21 protein-coding genes are annotated in these 21,949 nt (G+C 70.3%); 20 read left to right on the top strand and 1 reads right to left on the bottom strand.

The genetic code is table 11. The features are described from left to right. Window positions 1-63 precede the first annotated feature (63 nt). From alaS to VNO22_05735, 20 genes are all read left to right on the top strand, one after another. The gene (gene alaS / locus VNO22_05830; protein ID HXG60870.1) at window positions 64-2,772 is read left to right on the top strand and encodes an alanine--tRNA ligase; all 2,709 of its coding nucleotides are present in this window, start codon (window positions 64-66) and stop codon (window positions 2,770-2,772) included. A 77-nt stretch (window positions 2,773-2,849) separates the two neighbouring features. After that, window positions 2,850-3,032: a 50S ribosomal protein L32 gene (gene rpmF, locus VNO22_05825; protein HXG60869.1), complete on the top strand. Its 183-nt coding sequence runs from the start codon at window positions 2,850-2,852 to the stop codon at window positions 3,030-3,032. 25 nt (window positions 3,033-3,057) lie between these two features. Then, the gene (plsX, locus tag VNO22_05820) at window positions 3,058-4,086 is read left to right on the top strand and encodes a phosphate acyltransferase PlsX (protein ID HXG60868.1); all 1,029 of its coding nucleotides are present in this window, start codon (window positions 3,058-3,060) and stop codon (window positions 4,084-4,086) included. Beyond that, window positions 4,083-5,060: a beta-ketoacyl-ACP synthase III gene (locus VNO22_05815; GenBank protein HXG60867.1), complete on the top strand. Its 978-nt coding sequence runs from the start codon at window positions 4,083-4,085 to the stop codon at window positions 5,058-5,060. The genes plsX and VNO22_05815 overlap by 4 nt, the downstream gene beginning before the upstream one ends. Beyond that, complete coding sequence (gene fabD / locus VNO22_05810) at window positions 5,054-5,944, top strand: ACP S-malonyltransferase (protein HXG60866.1); 891 nt, start codon at window positions 5,054-5,056, stop codon at window positions 5,942-5,944. Before VNO22_05815 ends, fabD begins: the two co-directional genes overlap by 7 nt. Then, the gene (gene fabG, locus VNO22_05805; GenBank protein HXG60865.1) at window positions 5,941-6,678 is read left to right on the top strand and encodes a 3-oxoacyl-[acyl-carrier-protein] reductase; all 738 of its coding nucleotides are present in this window, start codon (window positions 5,941-5,943) and stop codon (window positions 6,676-6,678) included. The genes fabD and fabG overlap by 4 nt, the downstream gene beginning before the upstream one ends. Window positions 6,679-6,704: 26 nt before the next feature. Continuing rightward, a complete protein-coding gene (locus VNO22_05800) occupies window positions 6,705-7,499 on the top strand; it encodes a DUF4261 domain-containing protein (GenBank protein ID HXG60864.1) in 795 nt (264 codons plus the stop codon). A gap of 39 nt (window positions 7,500-7,538) precedes the next feature. Beyond that, a complete protein-coding gene (locus tag VNO22_05795; GenBank protein ID HXG60863.1) occupies window positions 7,539-8,834 on the top strand; it encodes a CAP domain-containing protein in 1,296 nt (431 codons plus the stop codon). A gap of 49 nt (window positions 8,835-8,883) precedes the next feature. Next, on the top strand, window positions 8,884-10,431 hold the full coding sequence (locus VNO22_05790; GenBank protein ID HXG60862.1) for a carboxyl transferase domain-containing protein: 1,548 nt from the start codon (window positions 8,884-8,886) through the stop codon (window positions 10,429-10,431). A 54-nt stretch (window positions 10,432-10,485) separates the two neighbouring features. Further along, entirely contained in the window at window positions 10,486-11,976 is a 1,491-nt protein-coding gene (locus VNO22_05785) for an acetyl-CoA carboxylase biotin carboxylase subunit (GenBank protein ID HXG60861.1), read from the top strand. Next, window positions 11,973-12,482 (top strand): biotin/lipoyl-containing protein, encoded by a 510-nt coding sequence (locus VNO22_05780; GenBank protein HXG60860.1) that lies wholly within the window; start codon window positions 11,973-11,975, stop codon window positions 12,480-12,482. Before VNO22_05785 ends, VNO22_05780 begins: the two co-directional genes overlap by 4 nt. Window positions 12,483-12,526: 44 nt before the next feature. Then, window positions 12,527-14,029: a methylmalonyl-CoA mutase family protein gene (locus VNO22_05775; protein ID HXG60859.1), complete on the top strand. Its 1,503-nt coding sequence runs from the start codon at window positions 12,527-12,529 to the stop codon at window positions 14,027-14,029. Next, on the top strand, window positions 14,026-14,535 hold the full coding sequence (locus VNO22_05770) for a hypothetical protein (GenBank protein HXG60858.1): 510 nt from the start codon (window positions 14,026-14,028) through the stop codon (window positions 14,533-14,535). The genes VNO22_05775 and VNO22_05770 overlap by 4 nt, the downstream gene beginning before the upstream one ends. Beyond that, window positions 14,532-14,945 carry a methylmalonyl-CoA epimerase gene (gene mce, locus VNO22_05765; protein ID HXG60857.1) on the top strand — a complete coding sequence of 138 codons (414 nt, stop codon included), beginning with the start codon at window positions 14,532-14,534 and terminating at the stop codon, window positions 14,943-14,945. Before VNO22_05770 ends, mce begins: the two co-directional genes overlap by 4 nt. Before the next feature lie 85 nt (window positions 14,946-15,030). Then, on the top strand, window positions 15,031-15,288 hold the full coding sequence (acpP, locus tag VNO22_05760) for an acyl carrier protein (protein HXG60856.1): 258 nt from the start codon (window positions 15,031-15,033) through the stop codon (window positions 15,286-15,288). Next, window positions 15,275-16,519, top strand: a complete 1,245-nt coding sequence (gene fabF, locus VNO22_05755; GenBank protein HXG60855.1) for a beta-ketoacyl-ACP synthase II — start codon at window positions 15,275-15,277, stop codon at window positions 16,517-16,519. The genes acpP and fabF overlap by 14 nt, the downstream gene beginning before the upstream one ends. A 78-nt stretch (window positions 16,520-16,597) precedes the next feature. Further along, complete coding sequence (locus tag VNO22_05750; GenBank protein ID HXG60854.1) at window positions 16,598-17,902, top strand: DnaA/Hda family protein; 1,305 nt, start codon at window positions 16,598-16,600, stop codon at window positions 17,900-17,902. Window positions 17,903-17,947: 45 nt separating this feature from the next. Next, window positions 17,948-18,898 carry an isocitrate lyase/phosphoenolpyruvate mutase family protein gene (locus tag VNO22_05745; protein HXG60853.1) on the top strand — a complete coding sequence of 317 codons (951 nt, stop codon included), beginning with the start codon at window positions 17,948-17,950 and terminating at the stop codon, window positions 18,896-18,898. Continuing rightward, the gene (nifV, locus tag VNO22_05740) at window positions 18,828-19,970 is read left to right on the top strand and encodes a homocitrate synthase (protein ID HXG60852.1); all 1,143 of its coding nucleotides are present in this window, start codon (window positions 18,828-18,830) and stop codon (window positions 19,968-19,970) included. The genes VNO22_05745 and nifV overlap by 71 nt, the downstream gene beginning before the upstream one ends. Continuing rightward, entirely contained in the window at window positions 19,967-21,247 is a 1,281-nt protein-coding gene (locus VNO22_05735) for an MFS transporter (protein ID HXG60851.1), read from the top strand. Before nifV ends, VNO22_05735 begins: the two co-directional genes overlap by 4 nt. Here VNO22_05735 and VNO22_05730 read toward each other — a convergent pair. After that, window positions 21,147-21,947, bottom strand: coding sequence for a glucosamine-6-phosphate deaminase (locus VNO22_05730; GenBank protein HXG60850.1), 801 nt, complete (start codon window positions 21,945-21,947; stop codon window positions 21,147-21,149). The two genes, VNO22_05735 and VNO22_05730, sit on opposite strands and share 101 nt — an antisense overlap. Window positions 21,948-21,949: the final 2 nt, after the last annotated feature.

The following is a 21,949-nucleotide window of genomic DNA, read 5'->3' as shown; positions in this document are numbered from 1 at the left end:
GCGGCGCGGCCCTTCGCCCTTGACACGCCTTCGAAGGCCTCCGATAATCCACCGCCCCCGACGATGAAGATCGACGAAATCCGGGAACGCTATCTCGAATTCTTCCGGCAGCGGGGCCATACGGTCTACCCGTCGGACTCCCTGGTGCCCTCGAACGACCCCTCGCTGCTTTTCACCGGCGCGGGCATGAACCAGTTCAAGGACATGTTCCTGGGCCGGGGGACGCTCCCCTTCCGCCGGGCCACGACCTGCCAGAAGTGCCTCCGCACGGGGGACCTCGAGAGCGTCGGCCGCACCAGCCGCCACCACACCTTCTTCGAGATGCTCGGGAACTTCTCCTTCGGCGACTACTTCAAGCGCGAGGCGATCGCCTGGGCATGGGAGCTCCTGAACCGGGAGCTCGAAATCCCCTCCGACCGCCTTTTCATCACCGTGTACAAGGACGACGACGAGGCCTTCCGCATCTGGAACGAAGAGATCGGCATCCCCGCGGGCAAGATCCACCGGCTCGGAGAAGCCGACAACTTCTGGCCGGCCAACGCCCCCAGCCAGGGTCCCAACGGCCCCTGCGGCCCCTGCAGCGAGATCCACTACGACTTCGGCCCCAAGTACGGCTGCGGATCCCCCGACTGCGACGTCACCTGCGGCTGCAACCGCTGGGTGGAGCTGTGGAACCTCGTCTTCACCCAGTTCGACCGGCAGGAGGACGGAACGCTCGCCCCCCTGCCCCAGAAGAACATCGACACGGGCGCCGGCCTGGAGCGCTGGGGCGCCGTCCTCCAGGGCGTCCACTCCAACTTCGAAACCGACATTTTCCAGATCATCATCGGTGCCGCCGCCGACCTCCTGCGCACCCCCTACGTGCCGGGAACCGAACCCGCGTCGCGCCTGCGCCGGATCGCCGACCACGTCCGGGCCCTCGCGTTCTGCATCGCCGACAACGCCCTGCCCGGCAACACGGGGCGCGGCTACGTGGTGCGCCGCATCCTCAGGACCGCGCTGCGCGACGGCGTCCAGCTCGGCCATCGCCAGGCCTTCCTCCACCGCCTCGTCCCCGCCGTCGTCGAGGCGATGAAGAAGCCCTATCCGTACCTCGTCGAACGCCGGCCGTTCGTCGAAGACGTCATCCGCGGCGAGGAGAACAAGTTCCTCGAGACCCTGGAGAAGGGCAACGCCCTCATCGGCGAGGCCGTCGAACGCCTCCGGCGGGAGGGCAAGGACGTCCTGCCCGCCGAAGAAGCCTGGAAGCTCTACGACACCTACGGCTTCCCCATCGAGCTGACGGAGCAGATCCTTCGGGATCACCGCCTGAAGGTGGACCGGGTCGGGTTCGAACGGCGGCGGGAGGCCGCCCGGAGCAAGCCGGACATGTTCTCCGGCGACATCTTCGGCCAGGGCGGATTCGCCAGGGTCAAGGAAGAAAAGGTCCCGCCCACCGAATTCCTGGGCTACGCGATCCCGATCCCGCGCCTGAGCGAGCCGCAGGAAGCGACGGTCCTGCGGATCCTGCGGCTGCCCGACCGAGCCGAATACGACGCTTCCCGGAAGGACCTTCCCGCCTTCACCCGGCTTCTCAACGCCTCGACGCTCGTGGAAGAGGCCCCCGCGGGGACGGGCGTGGCGGTGATCCTCGACCGAACCCCCTTCTACGCCGAGTCGGGCGGCCAGGTGGGCGACGCCGGGTGGCTCGAAGCCGACGGCCTGGCCGTCGAAATCGAAGACTGCAAGAAACCGGACGGCTACCACGTCCACCTGGGGCGCGTGACGCGCGGGACGCTGCGCGCCGGCCGCAAAGTCGCCGCGCGGATCGACTCGGAGCGGCGGCTCAACATCATGCGCAACCACACGGGGACCCACATCCTGCACGCCGCGCTCCGCGCGGTTCTGGGATCCCACGTCCAGCAGGCCGGATCCGTCGTCGAACCCGACCGCCTGCGGTTCGACTTCCACCACTACCGGGCCCTCTCGCCGGAGGAGATCCGCAAGGTCGAGGACTGGGCCAACGCGGTGATCCTGGCGGACCACGCGGTTTCGAAAGTCGAGATGCCCCTCGAGGAAGCCCGCGCGCGCGGCGCCCTCATGTTCTTCGGCGAGAAGTACGGCGACCGCGTCCGCGTGGTGACCGTGGGGCCGAGCCTTTCGGTGGAACTCTGCGGCGGCACCCACCTCGAACACGCGGGCACGATCGGGGTGCTCAAGATCGTCGCCGAATCGTCGATCGGCAGCGGCGTGCGGCGGATCGAGGCGGTCACCGGCCCGCGGGTTCTGGACCTCCTGCGCCGCGACGAGGAAGCGCTCGAGGAGCTCTCGCGGCTTCTCAAGAGCCCCCGGGCGGACGTGCCCCGCAAGGTGCAGAAGCTCCTGGAAGAGATCCAGCGGCTCAAGTCCCGCGCGGGAACGGGCGGGGCCGGCTCCGACGAGGTTCCCACGAAGGACGTCCACGGCGAGAAGGTGGCCGTGCACCAGATCCCGGACGCGAGCGTCGAGGAGCTGCGCCGGATCATGGACGGGCTCATCCGCAAGAAGGGGCTGGCGGCGGCGATCCTGGCCGGCGGGGGCGAGAAACCCGCCTTCGTGATCGGCGTACGGGAGGATCTCGTCCGATCCAAGGGGCTCAAGGCGGGGGACCTCGCGCGCGAAGTCGGCCGCGCGGCCGGGGGCGGAGGCGGCGGGCGGGAGCTTCAGGCCCAGGCCGGAGCCGGGGATCCCTCGCGCGTCCCGGCGGGCTTCGAAGCCTTCGAGCGGCTGGTGCGCGAGCGTCTGGGCGCCTGACCGGCATTTTTCTTGCAAATCGCCGGACCTTTCACTACACTTTGCGCTCTGTTCCCGGGATTCCCGGAGCGCTTTTTATGCCGAATCCGAAGCGTAAGCTCGCCCGCTCCTGGCGCGGACACCGGCGGTCGCACGATCACGTCCACGTGCCGAACCTCTCCATCTGTCCCCGATGCAGCCAGCCCAAGATGGCCCACCGCGTGTGCGGCACGTGCGGCTACTACAAGGGCCAGATGGTCGTGGACATGAAGAAGCTGTAGGTCGCGGCCGCCCGCCCCGAGACCGATGCGCATCGCGATTGACGGAATGGGGGGAGACCACGCCCCCGACGAAATCGTCGCGGGGACGCTCGAGGCCGCCCTTCAACTCCCCGAGGCCCGCCTTCTGGTCGTGGGCCCCAAGGACCGTCTGTCCCGCCCTTCCCTTCCCTCCAACGTGGAGATCATCCATGCCTCCGAGGTCGTCGGCATGGACGAGGAACCCGCGCGGGCGCTGCGCGGCAAACCCGATTCCTCCCTGCGCGTCTCGCTGCGCCTGGTCAAGCGGGGCGACGCCGACGCGGTGATTTCCGCGGGCAATACCGGCGCTCTGGTGGGCGGGGCGATCGTCCCCGTCTTCGGCCTGGGCAACCTCGAAGGCGTCAAGCGCCCCGGCATCGCCGTCCCGATCCCCACGGAAGGGGGCATCTGCGCCCTGATCGACGCGGGCGCCAATCCGGCCGCGCGCGCCGTCCACCTCGTTCAGTACGCCGTCATGGGCTCCGTCTACGTGCGCTACCTGCGCCCCGAGATCCAGCGGCCCCGCGTGGGTCTCCTCAACATCGGCGAAGAAGCCCGCAAGGGCACCGACCTTCAGCGCGAAACCTACGGCTACCTCGACAAGTCGAACCTCAACTTCGAGTTCGTGGGCAACATCGAGCCGCACGGCATGTTCGCGGGAAAGGCGGATGTGGTCGTCTGCGACGGCTTCGTCGGAAACCTCATGCTCAAAACCGCCGAGGGCCTCGGCGGATTCCTTCTGAAGCAGTTCTCCAACGGACTGGCGGCCAGCCCCGACGTCCGCCGGGGCGTCGAGAAGGCCAGCCAGAAGCTCGACTACTCCGAATACGGCGGAGCGCCCGTCCTGGGCGTGCGCGGCATCGTCATCAAGGCCCACGGCCGTTCGCGCGCCCGCGCCATCACGAACGCCATCAAGCTCACCGCGGGATTCATCCGCGGCAAGCTCAACGACCACATCGTCCAGGAGCTCCACAAGCTCAGCCTCTGGAGCCAGTGGTTCACGAAGTGGTTCACCTGGTCCAAGGAAGGCGAATGAAGGTCAAGATCCTGGGCACCGGGGCCTATACGCCCGAGAAGATCCTCGACAACGCCTACTTCGAAAAGATCGTCGAGACGTCCGACGCCTGGATCGTCGAGCGCAGCGGCATCCGCCAGCGCCGCGTGGCCGCCCCGGACCAGCCCACGAGCGCCCTGGCCGCCGAAGCCGCCCGGCGGGCGCTCGAGGCCTCCGGCACGCGCCCCGAAGAGATCGACACGCTCCTGGTGGCCACGTCGTCCCCGGACCGCATCGTCCCCCCCACAGCCGTTTACGTGCAGAAGGCGCTCGGATGCTGGAACGCCGGGGCCTCCGACCTCATCGCCGCCTGCAGCGGCTTCGCGTACGGCCTGGCGTTCGGACGGGCGCTGGTGGCCGCGGGCCAGTCCCGCCGGTGCCTGCTCATCGGCGCCGAGGAACTCAGCCGCATCACCAACTACAAGGACCGCACCACGTGCGTCCTTTTCGGCGACGGCGCCGGAGCGGTCGTCCTGGGACCCTCCGACGACGAGAGCGACATCCTCTACGCCCGCACGGGCGCCGACGGCCGCCTGGAGGACCTGATCATCGTCCCCACCGGCGGCACCGCGCTGGCGACGACCCCCGAGACCCTCGAGAAAGGCTTCCAGTTCATCCACATGAAGGGCCGCGAGGTCTACAAGTTCGCGGTCCCCAAATTCGTCGAGATCATCCGCCAGGCGCTCGACGCCTGCGACCTGACGGTCCAGGACATCCGCGCCTTCATCCCCCATCAGATGAACGCCCGCATGATCGAGGCCGTCGCGGAGCGCCTGGCGCTCCCCATGGACCGCGTCGTCATGAACATCGACCGCTACGGCAATACGTCCGCCGCCTCCATTCCGATCGCCCTGGACGAAGCGGTCCGCGCCGGCCGGATCCGGCGGGGCGACCTCATCGTCCTGAGCGCGATGGGCGCGGGCCTCACGTGGGGAACGGTGATTCTCCGATGGTAAAGACCGCCTATCTCTTCGCCGGGCAGGGCGCCCAGACCGTGGGCATGGGCAAGGACCTGGCGGAAGCCTTTCCGCGCGTGCGGGAGCTTTACGAACGGGCCGGCCGGATCCTCGGCTTCGACCTCGCCCGCGTCTCGTTCGAAGGACCCGCCGAGGAACTCAACCGCACGGATCGCTGCCAGCCGGCGCTTCTGGTGCACGGCATCGCCTGCCTGGAGGTCGCCCGCGCCCGCGGCCTGCCGGAGGCGGAGGCGGCGGCGGGACTCTCCCTGGGCGAATACACCGCCCACGTCTACGCCGGCTCCCTCTCGTTCGAGGACGGCGTGCGCCTGCTGGAGCGCCGCGGGCGCTACATGCAGGAAGCCTGCGACCGGACCCCTTCCGGCATGGTCTCGATCCTCGGACTCGACCGCGCCGCCGTCGAGGAGGCCTGCCGCGGCCAGGGGGACGTGGGCGTCGCCAACCTCAACGCCCCCGGACAGATCGTCATCAGCGGGGAAAACGCCGCCCTCGAGCGCGCGGTCGCCCGCTGCAAGGAACGCGGCGCCAAGCGCGCCGTCCCCCTGCGCGTGGCCGGAGCCTACCACTCCGTGGTTATGGCCCCCGCGCAGGAGAAGATGCGGCGGGAACTCGAATCCGTGAAGATCTCCCGCCCGAGGATCCCGGTCTACGCCAACGTCAGCGCCCGACCCCTCGTCGACCCGGAGGACATCCGGCAGGCGCTGGCGGTCCAGATCACCCGCCCCGTTCTCTGGGAAGACACCATCCGGGCCATCGCCGCCGAGACCTACGTGGAGCTCGGCCCCGGAAAGGTCCTGGCGGGCCTCGTCCGGCGAATCGACGAGAAGGCCCACGTCGTCTCGATCGAAGGAGTGTCCTCATGAAGATCGATCTGGCCGGCCGGACCGCGCTGGTCACCGGCGCCTCCCGCGGGATCGGCCGCGAAATCGCCCTGGCCCTCGGCCGGGCCGGCGCGAACGTGGCGCTCGTGGCGACGAACGAAGCGCTCCTGGCGGAGGTCGCCGGCCTCCTCGGACCGAACGCCCTTCCCCTGCGCTGCGACGTCTCCCGCCCCGCCGAAATCGAAGAGGCCGTCGAGAAGGCCGCCGCGCGCTTCGGCGGTCTGGACATCCTGGTCAACAACGCCGGGATCACGCGCGACAACCTGCTGCTTCGGATCAAGGAGGAAGACTGGGACCAGGTCCTCGATACGAACCTCAAGGCGCCCTTCCTCTTCATCAAGGCCGCGGGACGCTACCTCATGCGGTCCAAGGCCGGCCGCGTCATCAACATTTCCAGCGTCGCCGGCCTTCTCGGCAACGCCGGACAGGCCAACTACGCGGCGGCCAAGGCGGGACTCGTGGCCCTCACCAAGACCGCCGCGCGCGAGCTGGCGGCCCGGAACGTCCTCGTCAATGCGGTCGCCCCCGGCTTCGTCCGCACCGACATGGCCGCGAAAGTCGATCCCAAAACCCTCGAGCAGGCCGTCCAGAACATCCCGCTCAAACGCATGGGAGAGGCCTCCGAGATCGCCCACGCGGTGCTCTTCCTGGCGAGCGACCTGGCGTCGTACGTCACCGGCCAGGTCCTCGTCGTCGACGGCGGGATGGCGATGTAACGACCGGCGCGCGACCCGAGCACGCCATGAGCGAAGCCTCCGGATCCCCGCCCCGCCCGGCCGATCGCCCCTTCGCCATGGCGATGATCGCCCTGCGGGAAGCCGCCTTTCCTTCCGACCGCGACATCTTCGCGGCTCTCGCCCGGCAGTGGCCCGACGTTCCCGCTCCGCAGGAACACGCCCCCCGGGCCTCGGCCGTCACGTTCCAACTGGACCGAGAACGCGGGGCGCTCTCCTTCGTGCCGTCCCCCATCCCGTGGGAAAGCCTCAAGGGGCCGTGCGCCACCGCCTGGTACTGGCCGCAGGCCGCCGAAGCGATGAAGGCCCATCGCGCGCACGTCATCGCGGGCCTCGGAGGCGGCCCGGCGGACGCGGTCACCCGGCGGCTCTGGCTGACCGCGCTCGCCGGCGCGGTCGCCTCCGCTGCGGGCCCGACGGCGTGCGGCCTGCTCTGGCCCGGCGGCATGGTCGTCCACGCGCCCGAGCCCTTCCTCGACCGGGCCCGCGAGATGAGCCGCGGCAGCCTCCCTCTGGAACTCTGGATCGATTTTCGGATCTTCCGGGAGAGCGAGGACACCCTCACGCTCTTCACCACGGGGCTCGCCGAGTTCGGCCTGCCGGACCTCGAAATCCGCCGGTCGCGGCGCCCGTTCAAGGAGGTCTACGCGGCCGCCTTCAACACGGCGCACTACCTGATCGACCAGGGGCCCGTCCTCAAGGACGGCGACACGCTGGGTCTGGCGGCCGGCGAGACCGTCCTGGTTCACCACGTGGAATCCCGCTGGGGCCACGGCCGCACGATTCTGTCGATCCGCTATTGACGCTCCCGAACGTAGAGTAAAGAAAAGGAGCGTTCTTTCGTGAAACGCATTCTCGGCGCGGTTCTTCTGGGGGCTCTCCCCGCGGCGCCCGCGGCGGCCCTCCAGGAGAATCCCCCCTCGTATCCGAGAACGGCCGCGGAGATCAAGGCGATCCTCGGAGCGCTGGCGGGAAAGCGCGGCTCGATCCCCGATGAATTCATCGCGCGCCTCCAGCAGTACCGGTTCCTCTGCGGCGTGCCCTTCGAGGACCTGGAGTGGAATCCGGAGCAGGCGGAGCTGGCTTATTACGCGAGCTTTCTGTGCGCCCGGCTCGACCGGCTGACCCACGAGCCGCCGCGCCCCCCCGGGGTCACCGACCGCGAATACGAACGGGGCCGCAAAGGCGCCGCCGAGTGCAATCTCTTCGCCGGAAGAACGTCCCCCCGCGAGTGCGTGGACGGCTGGATGGACGACTCCGACGCCCGCAACATCGCCCGGGTGGGCCACCGCCGGTGGATCCTCAATCCGGCGATGGGCTCCAGCGGCTTCGGCGCGTTCGGCCGGTACGCCGCCATGTACGCGCACGACGCGTCCCGCGCGTCCGTTCCGGACTGGGACTTCGTGGCCTATCCCGCCCGCGGCTTCATGCCGCTCGAATTCTTCTCGGGCTTCTCCGGCCCCCGCCGCGCCTGGAGCGTCTCTCCCCACCCCGCGAAATTCCGCATCCCGGACCGCGTGGAGGTGACCGTCGTTCCCGTGGACGGCCGGCTCGCCCCCCGCGGGGCCCCCCTCCGGGTCGACTCGGTGAACGTGGACCGCGGCGGCTTCGGCAGCGGCCCGGCGATCATCTTCCGCCCCCTGGACCTCACCCTCGCTCACGACGCCCTCTTCCGGGTCGAAATCCTCGGAACGGATCCTCCCCTCCGGTATCTCGTCCACTTCATCGATGCGGCCCGCGTGCCCGACGGTCCCGAAACCGCCGCCGCGCTCGGACGCTTCTTCCAGGCCCGTCACGCCCGGATCCTGTCGATCGCCGATCCGGTCGATCGCGCACAGGCGTTAGCGGATCTTCTCGAGAGCGAGGGCTCCCGGGGCATGGATCCCCGGACGCGCGCGGCGGTTCAGAAGTCGCTTTCGGAACTCCTGCGGGATCCCGTCGTGCGGCGGGAGCACGACGCGTCGGCGCGGTACCGGCTGGTCGCGCGCCTCGAGCAGGAGGCGGGAACCGACCGCCGCGAACTCGCCCGGGCGGCCGCGGCGTACCGGGACCTGGCGCGCGCCTGCGACGGCACCCGCGCGGGCCGCCGGGCGGCGCAGGACTTCGAACGGCTCAAGGCCCAGCTTCAGCAGCCGTAGGGCGGGTTCCGAAGCTTGTGTTCTCCCGGCCGCCCGATATCATGGCCGTATGGCCGACGACCCCCTTTCCCGGCTGCGTGAGCGGCGTCGTCAGGCCCTCGAAGGCGGCGGACCGGAGAAGGCCGCCCGCCAGCACGCCGCCGGCAAGCTTACGGCGCGCGAGCGGCTGAACCTCCTCCTGGACGAAGGCTCGTTCGACGAGATCGACGCCTTTGTCGAACACTCCTGCACCGACTTCGGCATGGAGCGCCGGAAGTTTCCCGGCGACGGCGTGGTCACCGGCTTCGGCCGCATCGACGGCCGTCCGGTCGCCGTTTTCGCGCAGGATTTCACCGTCCTGGGCGGCTCGCTCGGCCTGGCCCATGCGCGGAAAATCTGCAAGATCATGGATCTGGCCCTCAAGCTCGGCATTCCGGTCGTGGGTCTGAACGACTCCGGCGGCGCCCGGATTCAGGAAGGGGTGGACGCCCTGGGGGGATACGCCGAGATCTTCCTGCGCAATACCCTGGCCAGCGGCGTCATCCCGCAGATCTCGGCGGTGCTCGGCCCCTGCGCCGGCGGCGCCGTCTACTCTCCGGCGATCACCGACTTCGTCTTCATGGTCCGCGGGACGAGCTACATGTTCGTGACCGGGCCGAACGTGATCAAGGAGGTCACCCGCGAGCAGGTGACCTTCGAGGAACTCGGAGGCGCCGCGGTGCACAACGAGAAAAGCGGCGTGGCCCACTTCGCCGCCGCCGACGAGCCCGAATGCTTCCGCTCCATCCGGAGACTCCTCTCGTACCTGCCCTCGAACAACCTCGAGGAGCCGCCGGCCGTCCCGCCTGCGGACGACCCCGCCCGGCGCGAGCCGCGCCTGAACTCCATCGTCCCGGAGAACCCTCAGAAGCCCTACGACATGAAGGAGGTCATCGCCGCGGTGGTGGACCGCGACTCCTTCTTCGAGACGCACCGCGATTTCGCCCGGAACCTCATCGTGGGGTTCGCCCGCCTCGACGGCCGCCCCGTGGGAATCGTCGCGCAGCAGCCGGCCCATCTGGCGGGGTGCCTCGACATCGACGCCTCCGTCAAGGGCGCCCGTTTCATCCGCTTCTGCGACGCGTTCAACATTCCCCTCGTGACCTTCGAGGACGTCCCCGGGTTCCTTCCCGGCGTCGCCCAGGAGCACGGCGGCATCATCCGGAACGGGGCGAAGCTCCTCTACGCCTACTGCGAGGCCACCGTCCCGAAGATCACCGTGATCACCCGCAAGGCCTACGGGGGGGCGTACGACGTCATGAGCTCCAAGCACATCCGGGGGGACTTCAACTTCGCCTGGCCCACGGCGGAAATCGCCGTCATGGGTCCCGAAGGAGCGGTCAACATCATCTTCAAGGACGACATCGACGCGTCGCCCGACCCCCGGGCCGCGCGCGAGGCGCTGATCGCGGACTACCGGGCGAAGTTCGCCAACCCCTATTTCGCCGCCCAGAGGGGATACATCGACGACATTCTCGAGCCCGCCGAGACGCGCCCGCGCCTGATCCGGACCCTGGCGCTCCTCAGGACCAAGCGCGACCGCAACCCGCCCCGCAAACACGGGAACATTCCGCTTTAGAAATCCCTCCGGGCTTGAACGGCGGGGCGGCGCATGATAGGGTCCTGACCGGCCGTGTTCCGCAAAATCCTCGTGGCCAACCGGGGCGAAATCGCCCTGCGGGTGATCCGGACGTGCCGGGAGCTGGGCATCCGCACGGTCGCGGTCTACAGCGACGCGGACCGCTGGGCCGGCTATGTCGCCCAGGCCGACGAAGCCTACCGCCTCGGGCCGCCGCCTTCCCGGGAAAGCTACCTGCGCCTCGACGCCCTCCTCGAAATCGCCCGCCGCTCGGGCGCCCAGGCCGTCCATCCGGGATACGGCTTCCTGTCCGAGAACGCCGACTTCGCCGAGGCGTGCGCCGCCGCGGGACTCGTCTTCATCGGTCCGAAGCCTCATGCCCTGCGCGCGCTGGGAAACAAGATCGCCGCCCGCCGCGCCGCCGAGGCCCTCGGCATCCCCGTCGTGCCCGGCCTGTCGGAACCCGCCGACGAATCCCGCGCGCGCGCGTTCGCCGCCCGCCACGGATACCCCATCCTCCTCAAGGCCGCCGGAGGGGGCGGCGGCAAAGGCATGCGCGTCGTGCGCGAGGAAGCCGACCTGGCCCGGTCCCTCCGCGAAGCCTCGCGCGAGGCCGCTCAGTCCTTCGGCGACCCCACGATCTTCCTCGAACGCTACGTCCCGCGCCCGCGCCACGTGGAAATCCAGATCTTCGGCGACGGCCGCGGCCGCGTCGTCCACCTGGGAGAACGCGACTGCTCCATCCAGCGCCGCCATCAGAAGCTCCTGGAAGAAAGCCCCTCTCCCGCCGTGGACGCCGCCCTGCGGGAGCGCATGGGCCGGACCGCCTGCGAGCTGGCCCGGAGCGCCGGCTACGAGAACGCCGGCACCTGCGAATTCCTCCTCGACGAGGACGGCCGCTTCTACTTCCTCGAGGTCAACGCCCGCCTTCAGGTGGAGCATCCCGTCACGGAGATGATCACGGGGCTGGATCTCGTGGCCCTGCAGATCCGGATCGCGGCGGGAGAGGCCGTCCCGCTCGAGGAGGTTCCCCGGCGCGGCCACGCGATCGAGATGCGGATCTGCGCGGAGGATCCCGCGCGCCGCTTCGCGCCGGCGACCGGAACGGTCACGTCCGTGCGCCTCCCGGCCGGGCCCTTCGTGCGGGTGGACGCGGACCTGGCGCCGGGAATGCCGGTCCCCGTCTACTACGATTCGCTCCTGGCCAAACTCGTCTGCTGGGGTCCCGATCGGGAGGCCGCCCGGGCGCGGGCCCGCCGCGCGCTGGACGAGTTCGTCGTGACGGGCGTGCCGACCACCGTGCCCTTCCACCGCCGGCTTCTGGACGACCCGCGCTTCCGCTCCGGCCGGATCCACACGCGCTTCGTCGAGGAGGAGTTCCCGCCGGACGAGGAAACCGCGGACCGCGCGGAGGACGCGGCCTGTCTGGCCGCCGTCCTCGAATGCGCCCGCCGCGCGGCGGCGGCGGCGCCGCCGCCCTCGGCGGACGGCCGCGACCGCTCCCTCTCGGCGTGGAAACTCGCCTTCCGGGAGAACGGAACGTGAAGTTCCGCGCGCGGGTGGGGGACCGGGAGTTCGAGATCGAAGTCCGCGCCGAGGGCGACCGGTACATCGTGCGCTCCGGGAACCGCGAACGGGAGGTCTCCCTGGAAAAGGGCGGTCCGGGCCTCGTCCGGGCGCTCCTCGGGGAGCGGCGGGTGGACTTCGGATGGGAGCCGCGGGAGGGGGGCGGCGGGCGCGTGCTCCTGGAGGGAGTCCCGTTCGACGTGGAGCTGGCCGGCGCCGGGGCGCCCGTTCCCGCCGAGACGCTCGCCGCGGCGGCGCGGGGGACCCGGCGGGCCGCGGAGGTGCGGGCGCCCATCCCGGGGCTGGTCACCCGGATTCTCGTCGAGCCGGGAGACGCGGTGCGAAAGGATCAGCCGGTTCTTTGCCTGGACGCGATGAAGCTCGAAAACGAGATCCCGGCCCCGCGCGACGGCGTCCTCCGGGAGGTGGCCGTGCGGGCCGGCCAACCCGTCGAAAAGGACCAGCTTCTCTTCGTGGTGGAGTAAGCGGCGCCGCGACCCCGCGATGCCCTTTTGATAGAATTCCGATCATGGACGCGTCGCGGCCGGGCGAGTTCCCGTTCACGCGGGGCATCCACCCCCGGATGTACGCGGATCGTCCCTGGACGTTCCGGCAATACGCGGGGTACGCCACCGCGGAGGAAACCAACCGCCGGTACAAGTATCTCCTCGAGCACGGCCAGACGGGCCTCTCCGTGGCCTTCGACCTGCCCACGCAGATGGGCTACGACCCGGGGGACCCCATGGCCCGCGGCGAAGTGGGCCGCGCGGGCGTTTCCATCGCCTCGATCGACGACATGGAGACGCTCTTCCGCGACATTCCCCTGGACCGGGTCACGGTCTCCATGACGATCAACGCGACGGCGATCGTTCTTCTGGCCCTCCACATGGCGGTGGCGGAACGCCGGGGGGTGCCGTTCGAGAAGCTCGGCGGCACGGTCCAGAACGACATCCTCAAGGAGTTCGTGGCGCGGGGCTGCTACATCTATCCCCCGCGGCCCTCGATGAAGATCGCCGTGGACGTGATCGAACACTGCTGCCGGCACCTGCCCGCGTGGAACTTCATCAGCGTTTCCGGCTACCACATCCGGGAAGCCGGGGCCACGGCGGCCCAGGAGCTGGGGTTCACGCTCGCCCACGGGGCGGCCTACGTGGAGGCGGCGCTCCGGCGCGGGCTCGATCCGGACACGGTCGGAAGGCGCGTGAGTTTCTTCTTCAACGTCCACAACCACTTTCTGGAGGAGGTCGCCAAGTTCCGCGCGGCGCGGCGTCTGTGGGCGCACCTCATGCGGGACCGCTTCGGCGCGAAGGACCCGCGGGCGCAGATGCTGCGCTTCCACGCGCAGACCGCCGGATCCACGCTCACGGCCCAGCAGCCGGCCAACAACGTGGTCCGCGTGACCTATCAGGCGCTGGCGGCCGTCCTGGGGGGCGCCCAGTCGCTGCACACCAACGCCATGGACGAGGCTCTGGCGCTTCCCACGGAGGAGGCGGCGAAACTCGCGCTCCGCACGCAGCAGATTCTCGCGCACGAAACGGGCCTGCGGGACGCGGCCGATCCCCTGGGAGGGGCCTGGCACGTGGAGGCGGAAACGGACCGCCTGGAGGCCGAAGCCCGGCGCCTGATCGCCGAGATCGAGTCGCGCGGCGGAGCGGTGGAGGCCCTCGCCTACGAGCGCCGGGAGATCGAGAAGAGCGCCCTCGAGGATCAGCGGCGGGTCGAGCGCGGCGAGCGGGTGATCGTGGGGGTGAACCGCTATCAGGAGCCCGAGCCGCCGCGGGCGGTGCGCACGCTCAAGGTGGACCCGCGGGTGGAGGAAGAACGGGCCCGGGACGTGGCGCGGCGGAAGGCCGCGCGGGACGGGGCCGCGGCGGCGCGGGCGCTCGACGCGGTCCGCCGGGCGGCGGAACGGGAGGAAAATCTCGTTCCGGCGGTTTTCGACGCCGTGCGGGCGCGGGCGACGCTGGGAGAGATCTGCCGGGCGCTCGAGGAACGGTACGGACGCTTCCAGCCGCAGGAGGGCCCGGGATGAGGCCTCTGGCGGGCATCGCGCTTTCGGGTCTGGCTCTGGCGGGTCTCTTCTATGGCGCGTTCGCCGCCGTCGAGCGCAACGTCTCCGGGGACGGCGACCCCTGGCTGCGTGCCTGGCGGGCGGCGGGGCTTCAGGCGCAGCTTCAGACGGTGGACGCCGAGCCCGCGCGGGCGCTTCTCTTCGCCGACGCCCGGCCGCTCTTCGAGACCCCGCCGCTCGACCGGCTGGTCGTGCGCCGATACCTCGCGGAGGGGGCCACCGTCCAGGTCGTGGTTCTTCCCTCCAAGGAATCGCTTCCCGAGATTCCGCAGGGGCGGCATTTCGGATTCCGGCTGAAACCCAAGGGAAATGCGATCCATCTGACCCGGACGGGGCGGCACCTCCTCCTGGCGCGAACGGTGGCCCTGTGGGTTCCGTTCCTGGGGCCGCTGCGGGCGCCCCGGGAGACGCTGGAGCGGATTTTCGCCGCCTTCGAGGAAGAGGCGCTTCGAAGGGAGGGGCCGTGAAGATCCGCAAGATCGAACACCTGGGGATCGCCTGCCGTTCGGCGGAGCGGGCGGCCGCGTTTTACGGAGACGTCCTGGGGCTTCCGGTCGTGGCGCGGGAGACGCTTGCCGACATGCGCCTGAAGGTCGTCAAGGTGCGGGCGGGAGAGTCGGTCCTGGAGCTTCTGGAGCCCCTTCCGGGCGAGGAGGTGATTTCCAAGTTCCTCGCTTCCCGCGGGGAGGGGTTCCATCACGTCTGCTTCGAGGTGGAGGACGTGGAGGAGGCGACGCGGGAACTTCGGGCGCGCGGGTACGAGCCGGTGTGGGACGCCCCGCGACGGGGGGCGGGCGGCCGGCGGGTGAACTTCCTGCGGCCGCGGGACGCCTTCGGGGTGCTCGTCGAGCTGGCGGGGCCTCCTCCCGAGGCTTGAATTAGACTTGAATTGGCCGGACCCGGTCCCTATACTAGCCGCCCATCACCGACGCCCTGGCGAATCTACGTTTTTGGGAGGATCTATGGCGTTGACCACGGCGGAGATCGAAAGCAAGGTCATCGACATCGTGTCCAAGCAGCTGAGCGTGGCCAAGGACAAGATCACCCGCAATTCGTCGTTCGTCAACGACCTGGGCGCCGACTCGCTGGACCAGGTGGAGCTCGTCATGGAGATCGAGGACGCGTTCGATCTGTCGATCCCGGACGACGCCGCCGAGAAGATCCAGACGGTGGGCGACGCCATCAAGTACATCGAGGACAACGTCCGTGACAAGAAGTAGGGTCGTCATCACCGGCCTCGGCGTCATCACGCCGGTCGGGAACGATGTCGACACCTACTGGAACGCGCTTCTGTCCGGCAAGAGCGGCGCCGCCAAGATCTCCAAGTTCGACACCTCCGGACACACCGTCACCATCGGCTGCGAGGTGAAGAACTTCAACCCGGCCGACTACATCGACGAGAAGGAGGCCAAGCGGATGGACCCCTTCTCACAGTACGCCCTGGCGGCGGCGCGGCAGGCGGTCAAGGACGCGGGCCTGGACTTCGCCAAGCTCGATCGCTGGCGCTGCGGCGCTATCGTCGCCAGCGGCATCGGCGGCCTCCACGAGCTTCAGGACCAGCACCGCCGGTACATGGAGAAAGGGCCCTCCCGGACGAGCCCCTTCTTCGTCCCCAAAATGATGCTTAACGCCGCCGCGGGGAACGTCGCCATCTTCTTCGGGCTCGGCGGCCCCAACTGGGGCGTGGCCTCCGCCTGCGCGTCGGCCAACCACGCCATGGGAACCGCCTTCCGCACGATCCAGTACGGCGACGCGGACGTCATGCTCACGGGCGGCACCGAGGCGGCGCTGACGTACCTGTCCCTCTCCGGCTTCGCCAACATGGGGGCCCTGTCCAGCCGCAACGACGCGCCCGAGAAGGCCTCCCGCCCCTTCGACAAGAACCGGGACGGGTTCGTCCTGGGCGAGGGCGCCGCCATCCTCGTCTTCGAGAAGCTCGAACACGCCCGCGCCCGCGGCGCCCGGATCTACGCCGAGGTCCTCGGCATCGGCAACACCGACGACGCGTACCACATCACCGCCCCGGACCCCGACGGCTCCGGAGGCGCCAAGGCCATGGAACTGGCCCTCAAGGACGCCGGACTCCGCCCCGAGCAGATCTCCTACATCAACGCCCACGGGACCTCCACGCCCCTCAACGACAAGATCGAAACCGCCGCCATCAAGAAGACGTTCGGCGAACGCGCCCGCAAGATCCCCATCAGCTCGACGAAGTCCATGATCGGCCATCTCCTCGGAGCCGCCGCCGCCGCGGAACTCGTGGCCACCGTTCTTTCCATCCGCGACGGCGTCGTCCACCCCACCATCAACTACGAAACCCCCGACCCGGAGTGCGACCTCGACTACGTGCCCAACGAAAAGCGCCGCGTGGCCGTCGAGTACGCCATGTCGAACTCCCTGGGCTTCGGAGGCCACAACTCCGCCATCGTCGTCGGTCGGCCCCCTCGTTGACCCGCCGGCTCCCGGTGGTATACTTCCCCCGGGAGAGAGGAACGCCGCCGGAGAGGGGGAACCCCCGACCGTCCTCCGATGCGGTCGCCCTCCGTCCGCCGTCCAGCGATGAAGGGGCCGCTCTACGACATCTGGCGCCGCCTGAACGCCGAGATCCTCCGCCGCGCGGGACCCGAGCGCTACGCCTGCTGGATCCGCCACGCCCGCCCCGCCCTTCTGGACGAGGACCTTTTCACCTTCCACTTCTCCACGACGGACGCGCGCGACAAAGTGGAAGCCCTGCTCAAGGACCTCGTCACCCAGGCCGCCCAACGCGTCACCAACCGCAAGGTCCGCGTCCGCTTCCAGGTGGAGCGGGCTTCCTTTCCGCTTTCCCCCCCGCCGGACGAGGACGCCCCCGCCGACGGCACCTTCGCCTCCTTCGTCGCCGGCCCCGGCAACCGCATGGCCCTGGAGGCCGCGCGCGCCTTCGCCCGCGGCGGCCCCCGCGCCCCCGCGCTCCTCTTCCTCCACGGCGGCCCGGGGCTCGGGAAAACCCACCTTCTCCGCGCCGTCGCCCGCGAACTGACCGTCCGCCCGGCCCTTCACTTCACCGGCGAGCAGTTCGTCCGCCACTTCCAGTGGGCCTACCACCGCGACCACCTCCGGGCGTTCCTGGCCAAATGCCGAACGGCCGGCGCCCTCCTCTTCGACGACGTCCACCTCCTGGCCGGCAAGGAGGCCGCCCAGGCCGCCCTCGCCGACGTCCTGGGAGCCCTCTCCGATCGCGGCGCCCGGGCCGTTCTCACGAGCGACCGTCCTGTCCGGGCCCTCGAGGGTTTCGCCCGCCCCCTCCGCGCCCGCCTCCGGAGCGCCGAGGAAGCCGTCCTCGAACGCCCCGACCCCGCCACCGGCCTGGCGATCCTCCGGCGCCGCGCCCCCCGGGGAGTCCCGGACGCCGCGCTCGAGGTCCTGGCGTCCCTCGTCCGCACGAGCTACGCCGATCAGCTCCGCTGCCTGCGGCGGCTTCTCGAGATCGATCCGCCCTCTCCGGCGGCCGCCCGGGCGGTCGCCTCCGAGTTCCTCAACGAGTGGAGCCTCGGGCTCACGTACACGGACATCGTCCGCGCCGCCGCCGAAACCTTCGGCGTCAAGGTCACCGAGATCTACGCCCCCGGCCGCTCCCGGGCCGCGTGCGAGGCGCGGCAGGCCTGCTTCTACCTGGCCCGCAAGCTTCTCGGCCGGCCGTTCGCCCAGATCGGCGAGCACTTCGGCGGCCGCGGGCACGCCACGGTGCTCGAAGCCTGCCGCAAAATCGAGCGCCGGAACGGACCCGCCCGCGAGCGCCTCCGGCGCCTCGAAGAGAAGCTGCAGGCCGCCTCGCCCGCCTTCACGTCGCTTTAAGGTTCCGCCCTCTAGACTCCCTTCCGCGCAAAGGAGGGAGACCCCATGAGAAACGGAACCCCTGACCGGCCCCGCCTGGAGCTTGTCCCCGGACGTCCGCTCCGCCTGGGCGGCGCCCACGACGCCCTCAGCGCCTGCCTCGTCGAACAGGCCGGCTTCCCCGCCGTGTGGCTGAGCGGCTTCGGCGTCGCGGCCGCCCAGTTCGATCTCCCCGACGCCAACCTCGTGACCCTCAGCGAAAGCGCCGAGGCCGCCCGGCGCGCCGTCGCCGCCGTGGGGATCCCGGTGGTGGTGGACGGCGACAACGGCTTCGGCGACGCGTTCCACGCCGCCCGGGCCGCGCGCGAGTACGGAGCCGCCGGCGCCGCGGCTGTGTGCCTGGAGGACAACGCCTTTCCCAAGCGGTGCAGCCTCTGGGCGTCGGCCCCCCGGACGCTCGTGGCGCCCGACGAGATGGCCGCGAAAATCGCCGCCGCCAAGAAAGCCGCCGAACCGTACGGCACGCTCATCATCGGCCGCGTGGAGTCCCTGATCGCCGGCCTGGGGCCCGAGGACGCCCTGGCCCGCGCCCGCCTCTATGCGGACGCCGGGGCCGATGCGATTCTCGTCCACGCGCGCGCCTTCGCCCCGTTGCGGGAAATCGCGCGTTCCGGGCGGGTCCCCCGGCCGCTGGTCGCCGTCCCCACGCTCTATCCCGAGATCCCGTTTTCGGAGCTGGCCGACGCCGGCTTCGCCGCCGTGGTCTACGCCAATCAGCTCTTGCGCGCCATGGTGCGGGCCGGCCGGGCCGTCCTGAGCCTGCTTCGCCGCGCCGAGACTCTGAGCGAAGTGGAACCCATGATCAGCCCGCTGGAGGAGATCAACCGGCTCGTCCGCGTGCCCCCGGAATGGTTCATCGAAAAACCCCAACATGGAGGAAACGGCCATGACGCCCGAAACCCCGAAGACGTCCCCGCCGACGCCGATCCTCGAGGACACCACGCTGCGCGACGGTGAGCAGGCCCCCGGCGTCGCTTTCCGCGTCGAAGAGAAGGTGGCCATCGCCCGGCTTCTCGACCGCCTGGGCGTGCCCATGATCGAGGTCGGCATTCCCGCGATGGACGGGGACGAAGCCGAGGCGATCCGCCGCATCGTGGGCCTGGGTCTCCGGGCGCGCCTGGTGGGCTGGAACCGCGGCCGTCGCGAGGACCTGGAGAAGTCGTTCGATCTGGGCCTGCGCTGCGTGCACATCGGGCTTCCGGCGTCCTCCAAGCTCCTGGAGGAAGGTTTGCGGAAGGACCGGGCCTGGCTTCTTCGGACGATGTCGGAACTGGTACAATGGGCCCGGTCGCGCGCGGAGTTCGTGTCGCTTTCGGCGGAGGACGTCTGCCGGGCGGACCCGGCGTTCCTCGTGGAGTACGCGCGCGTCGCCCGGGACAGCGGCGCGGACCGCCTGCGGATGTCGGACACCGTGGGCCTGGCCACGCCCGAGCGCTATGCGGCGCTCGTTTCCCGCGTGCTCGAGGCCACGGGGCTTCCGGTCATGGTCCACGCGCACAACGATTTCGGCCTGGCCGTGGCCAACACGCTGGCCGGGATCCGCGCGGGGGCGGCCTACGCGCACGTGACGGTGAACGGCATCGGCGAGCGCGCGGGCAACGCGTCGCTCGAGGAGACCGTGATGGCGCTCAAGTACCTCTACGGGATCGACGTGGGGTGGGATCTCCAGGTCCTGCCGGAGCTGAGCGCCGTGGTGGCGCGCGCCTGCGGGGTGCCCGTGCCGCCGTGGAAGCCGATCGTGGGCTCCAACGTCTTCGCCCATGAATCGGGCATCCATGTGGCGGGCCTGCTCCGGGCGGAACGGACCTTCGAGCCGTTCGCGCCCGAGGACGTGGGCGGCCGGCGCCGCCTGGTCCTGGGCAAGCATTCGGGAAGCCACGCCATCGAGGCGGTCCTGCGGGAGCGCGGGCGGCCCGCGGATCCGGAGCGCGCGCGGCGGCTCCTCCCCCTGGTGCGGCGTCACGCGGTGGAGCACAAGCGGCCGGTAACGCCCGAGGAGCTGGAGCGGATGGACGCGGGGATGCCGTGAGCGAATCCGCGGAAGCGGCGGCGGTTCCGGCGGCGCGCGCGCGCCGGGGGTTTCCCCGGACGGTCGTTCTTCTCTCCCTGGCGAGCTTCGCCAACGACGTGGCCAGCGAAGTGCTCCTTAAGGGGGCACTTCCCCTCTATGTGGTCGCGGTCCTGGGGGCGCCCCCGATCGTCGTGGGCCTCGTGGACGGCGCGGCGGAATCCGCGGCCACGCTCCTTCAGATCGTCACGGGCTGGTGGGCCGACCGCGCCCGCCGCCGGAAGCCCTTCGTGCTGGCCGGGTACGCGCTCTCGAACCTGGTGAAGCCCCTGCTCTACTTTGCGGCCGGATGGGGGCAGGTGCTTCTGGTCCGCGTCCTCGACCGCGTGGGCAAGGGACTGCGGGTCCCGCCCCGGGACGCGCTCATCGCCGACGCCGCCGCCCCTTCGGAGCGGGGGCGCGCCTTCGGACTTCACCACGCGCTCGATCCCGCGGGGGCGATGGTGAGCCTCGTGGCGGGCGCCCTGATCGTGGCGCTCTCCCAGGATCCGGCGGCGCCGCTGGCGGCGGGAACGTTCCGGAACCTCGTCCTCTTCATCGTCGTTCCGGGGCTGTCCACGCTGGTCCTGGCGGGCCTCGTGCGGGAGCCGGCCCGGCGGATCCTGCCCGCTCCGACGCCGCAGAGCCCGGCGGCGGGCTCGTCGCTGGGGCGGCCCTTCTGGACCTTCATCGCGATCACGGTGCTTTTCTCGCTGGGCAACTCGACGGACTCCTTTCTCATCCTGCGGGCGGCGGATCTGGGGATGAGCCTCCCGCAGCTTTTTCTCCTTCTGGCGGCCTTCAACCTCATGAGCGTCCTTTTTTCCCTGCCGGCGGGGGCGCTTTCGGACCGATTCGGGCGCCGGCGGTTCCTGGCCGCGGGGTGGATCCTGTACGCGGCGGTCTATGCCGGGTTCGGATTCGCCCGGGACGCGGGTCCGCTGGTTCCGCTTCTGCTCCTCTACGGAGTCTACTACGGACTGACGGAGGGCGTGGGCAAGGCGCTCGTGGCGGATCTCGTGCCGCCGGAGCGGCGCGCCACGGCGTACGGGATCCTGGCGACGGTGCAGGGCCTGTGCGTTCTTCCGGCGGGGCTGCTGGCGGGATGGCTCTGGACGGCCGCTTCCCCGCGGGCGCCGTTTCTGACGGGCGCGGGGCTCAGCCTCGCGGCGGCGGCGGGGTTGGCGCTGCTCCCGGGGGCGTCTGGCCCACGCGGTACTTGTTCGCGTAAACCCACTTGTAGTACTCCCGGCGCTTGAGCCGGGAGGCGGCCGGTTCGTCCAGGACGACGACGGCGCGCGGATGGAACTGGATCGCGGACGCCGGGACCTCCGCGGTGACCGGCCCTTCCACCATCCTCTGGATGATCTCCGCCTTGCTCTCGCCCGAGGCCAGAAGGAGCAGCCGCCGCGCCTCCATGATCGTGCCCACGCCCAGGGTGATCGCGAAGCGCGGAAGTTCCTGGCCGGACTTGGCGTACTCGGCGACGGTTTCCGGCTCCAGGGTCTTGGCGCGGGTGCGGGAGCCGAGGGAGGATCCCGGTTCGTTGAAGCCGATGTGTCCGTTGCGGCCGATGCCGAGGATCTGAAGGTCGATGCCCCCGGCGGCGCGGATGCGGTCCTCGTACTCCTGGGCAGCCCGGTCGAGATCCGCCACGTCCCCGCGCAGGAGGTGCACGCGCGCCGGATCGTGCTTCACGCGGTCGATCAGATGACGCCGCAGATAGGCGTGAAAGCTTGCCGGATGAGCCGGCGGGAGGCCGTAAAACTCGTCCAGGTTGAAGAACGCGGCGCGGGCGAAGGCGTCCGGGCGGCGCGCCAGGCGTTCGTAGAGGCCCAGCGGGGTCCGGCCGGTGGCCAGGCCGAGGACGAGGTCCGGCTTGCGGGCCAGCGCCTCGAAGACCATCGCGGCGGCCTCGTCGCAGAGGCGGTCGTAGTCGGGCTGGATGACGATTTCCATGG

It is taken from the genome of Planctomycetota bacterium (assembly GCA_035574235.1).
In the GTDB taxonomy this organism is placed as follows: Bacteria; Planctomycetota; MHYJ01; order MHYJ01; family JACPRB01; genus DATLZA01.
The sequence above is the reverse complement of the archived record's forward strand: the minus strand, read 5'-3'. Positions and strand labels throughout refer to the sequence as shown.

Coding starts and splice junctions, on each gene's coding strand:
- alaS (HXG60870.1), top strand. CDS start 64: ATGAAGATCGACGAAATCCGGGAACGCTATCTCGAATTCTTCCGGCAG.
- rpmF (HXG60869.1), top strand. CDS start 2,850: ATGCCGAATCCGAAGCGTAAGCTCGCCCGCTCCTGGCGCGGACACCGG.
- plsX (HXG60868.1), top strand. CDS start 3,058: ATGCGCATCGCGATTGACGGAATGGGGGGAGACCACGCCCCCGACGAA.
- VNO22_05815 (HXG60867.1), top strand. CDS start 4,083: ATGAAGGTCAAGATCCTGGGCACCGGGGCCTATACGCCCGAGAAGATC.
- fabD (HXG60866.1), top strand. CDS start 5,054: ATGGTAAAGACCGCCTATCTCTTCGCCGGGCAGGGCGCCCAGACCGTG.
- fabG (HXG60865.1), top strand. CDS start 5,941: ATGAAGATCGATCTGGCCGGCCGGACCGCGCTGGTCACCGGCGCCTCC.
- VNO22_05800 (HXG60864.1), top strand. CDS start 6,705: ATGAGCGAAGCCTCCGGATCCCCGCCCCGCCCGGCCGATCGCCCCTTC.
- VNO22_05790 (HXG60862.1), top strand. CDS start 8,884: ATGGCCGACGACCCCCTTTCCCGGCTGCGTGAGCGGCGTCGTCAGGCC.
- VNO22_05775 (HXG60859.1), top strand. CDS start 12,527: ATGGACGCGTCGCGGCCGGGCGAGTTCCCGTTCACGCGGGGCATCCAC.
- VNO22_05770 (HXG60858.1), top strand. CDS start 14,026: ATGAGGCCTCTGGCGGGCATCGCGCTTTCGGGTCTGGCTCTGGCGGGT.
- acpP (HXG60856.1), top strand. CDS start 15,031: ATGGCGTTGACCACGGCGGAGATCGAAAGCAAGGTCATCGACATCGTG.
- VNO22_05750 (HXG60854.1), top strand. CDS start 16,598: ATGCGGTCGCCCTCCGTCCGCCGTCCAGCGATGAAGGGGCCGCTCTAC.
- VNO22_05745 (HXG60853.1), top strand. CDS start 17,948: ATGAGAAACGGAACCCCTGACCGGCCCCGCCTGGAGCTTGTCCCCGGA.
- nifV (HXG60852.1), top strand. CDS start 18,828: ATGACGCCCGAAACCCCGAAGACGTCCCCGCCGACGCCGATCCTCGAG.
- VNO22_05730 (HXG60850.1), bottom strand. CDS start 21,947: ATGGAAATCGTCATCCAGCCCGACTACGACCGCCTCTGCGACGAGGCC.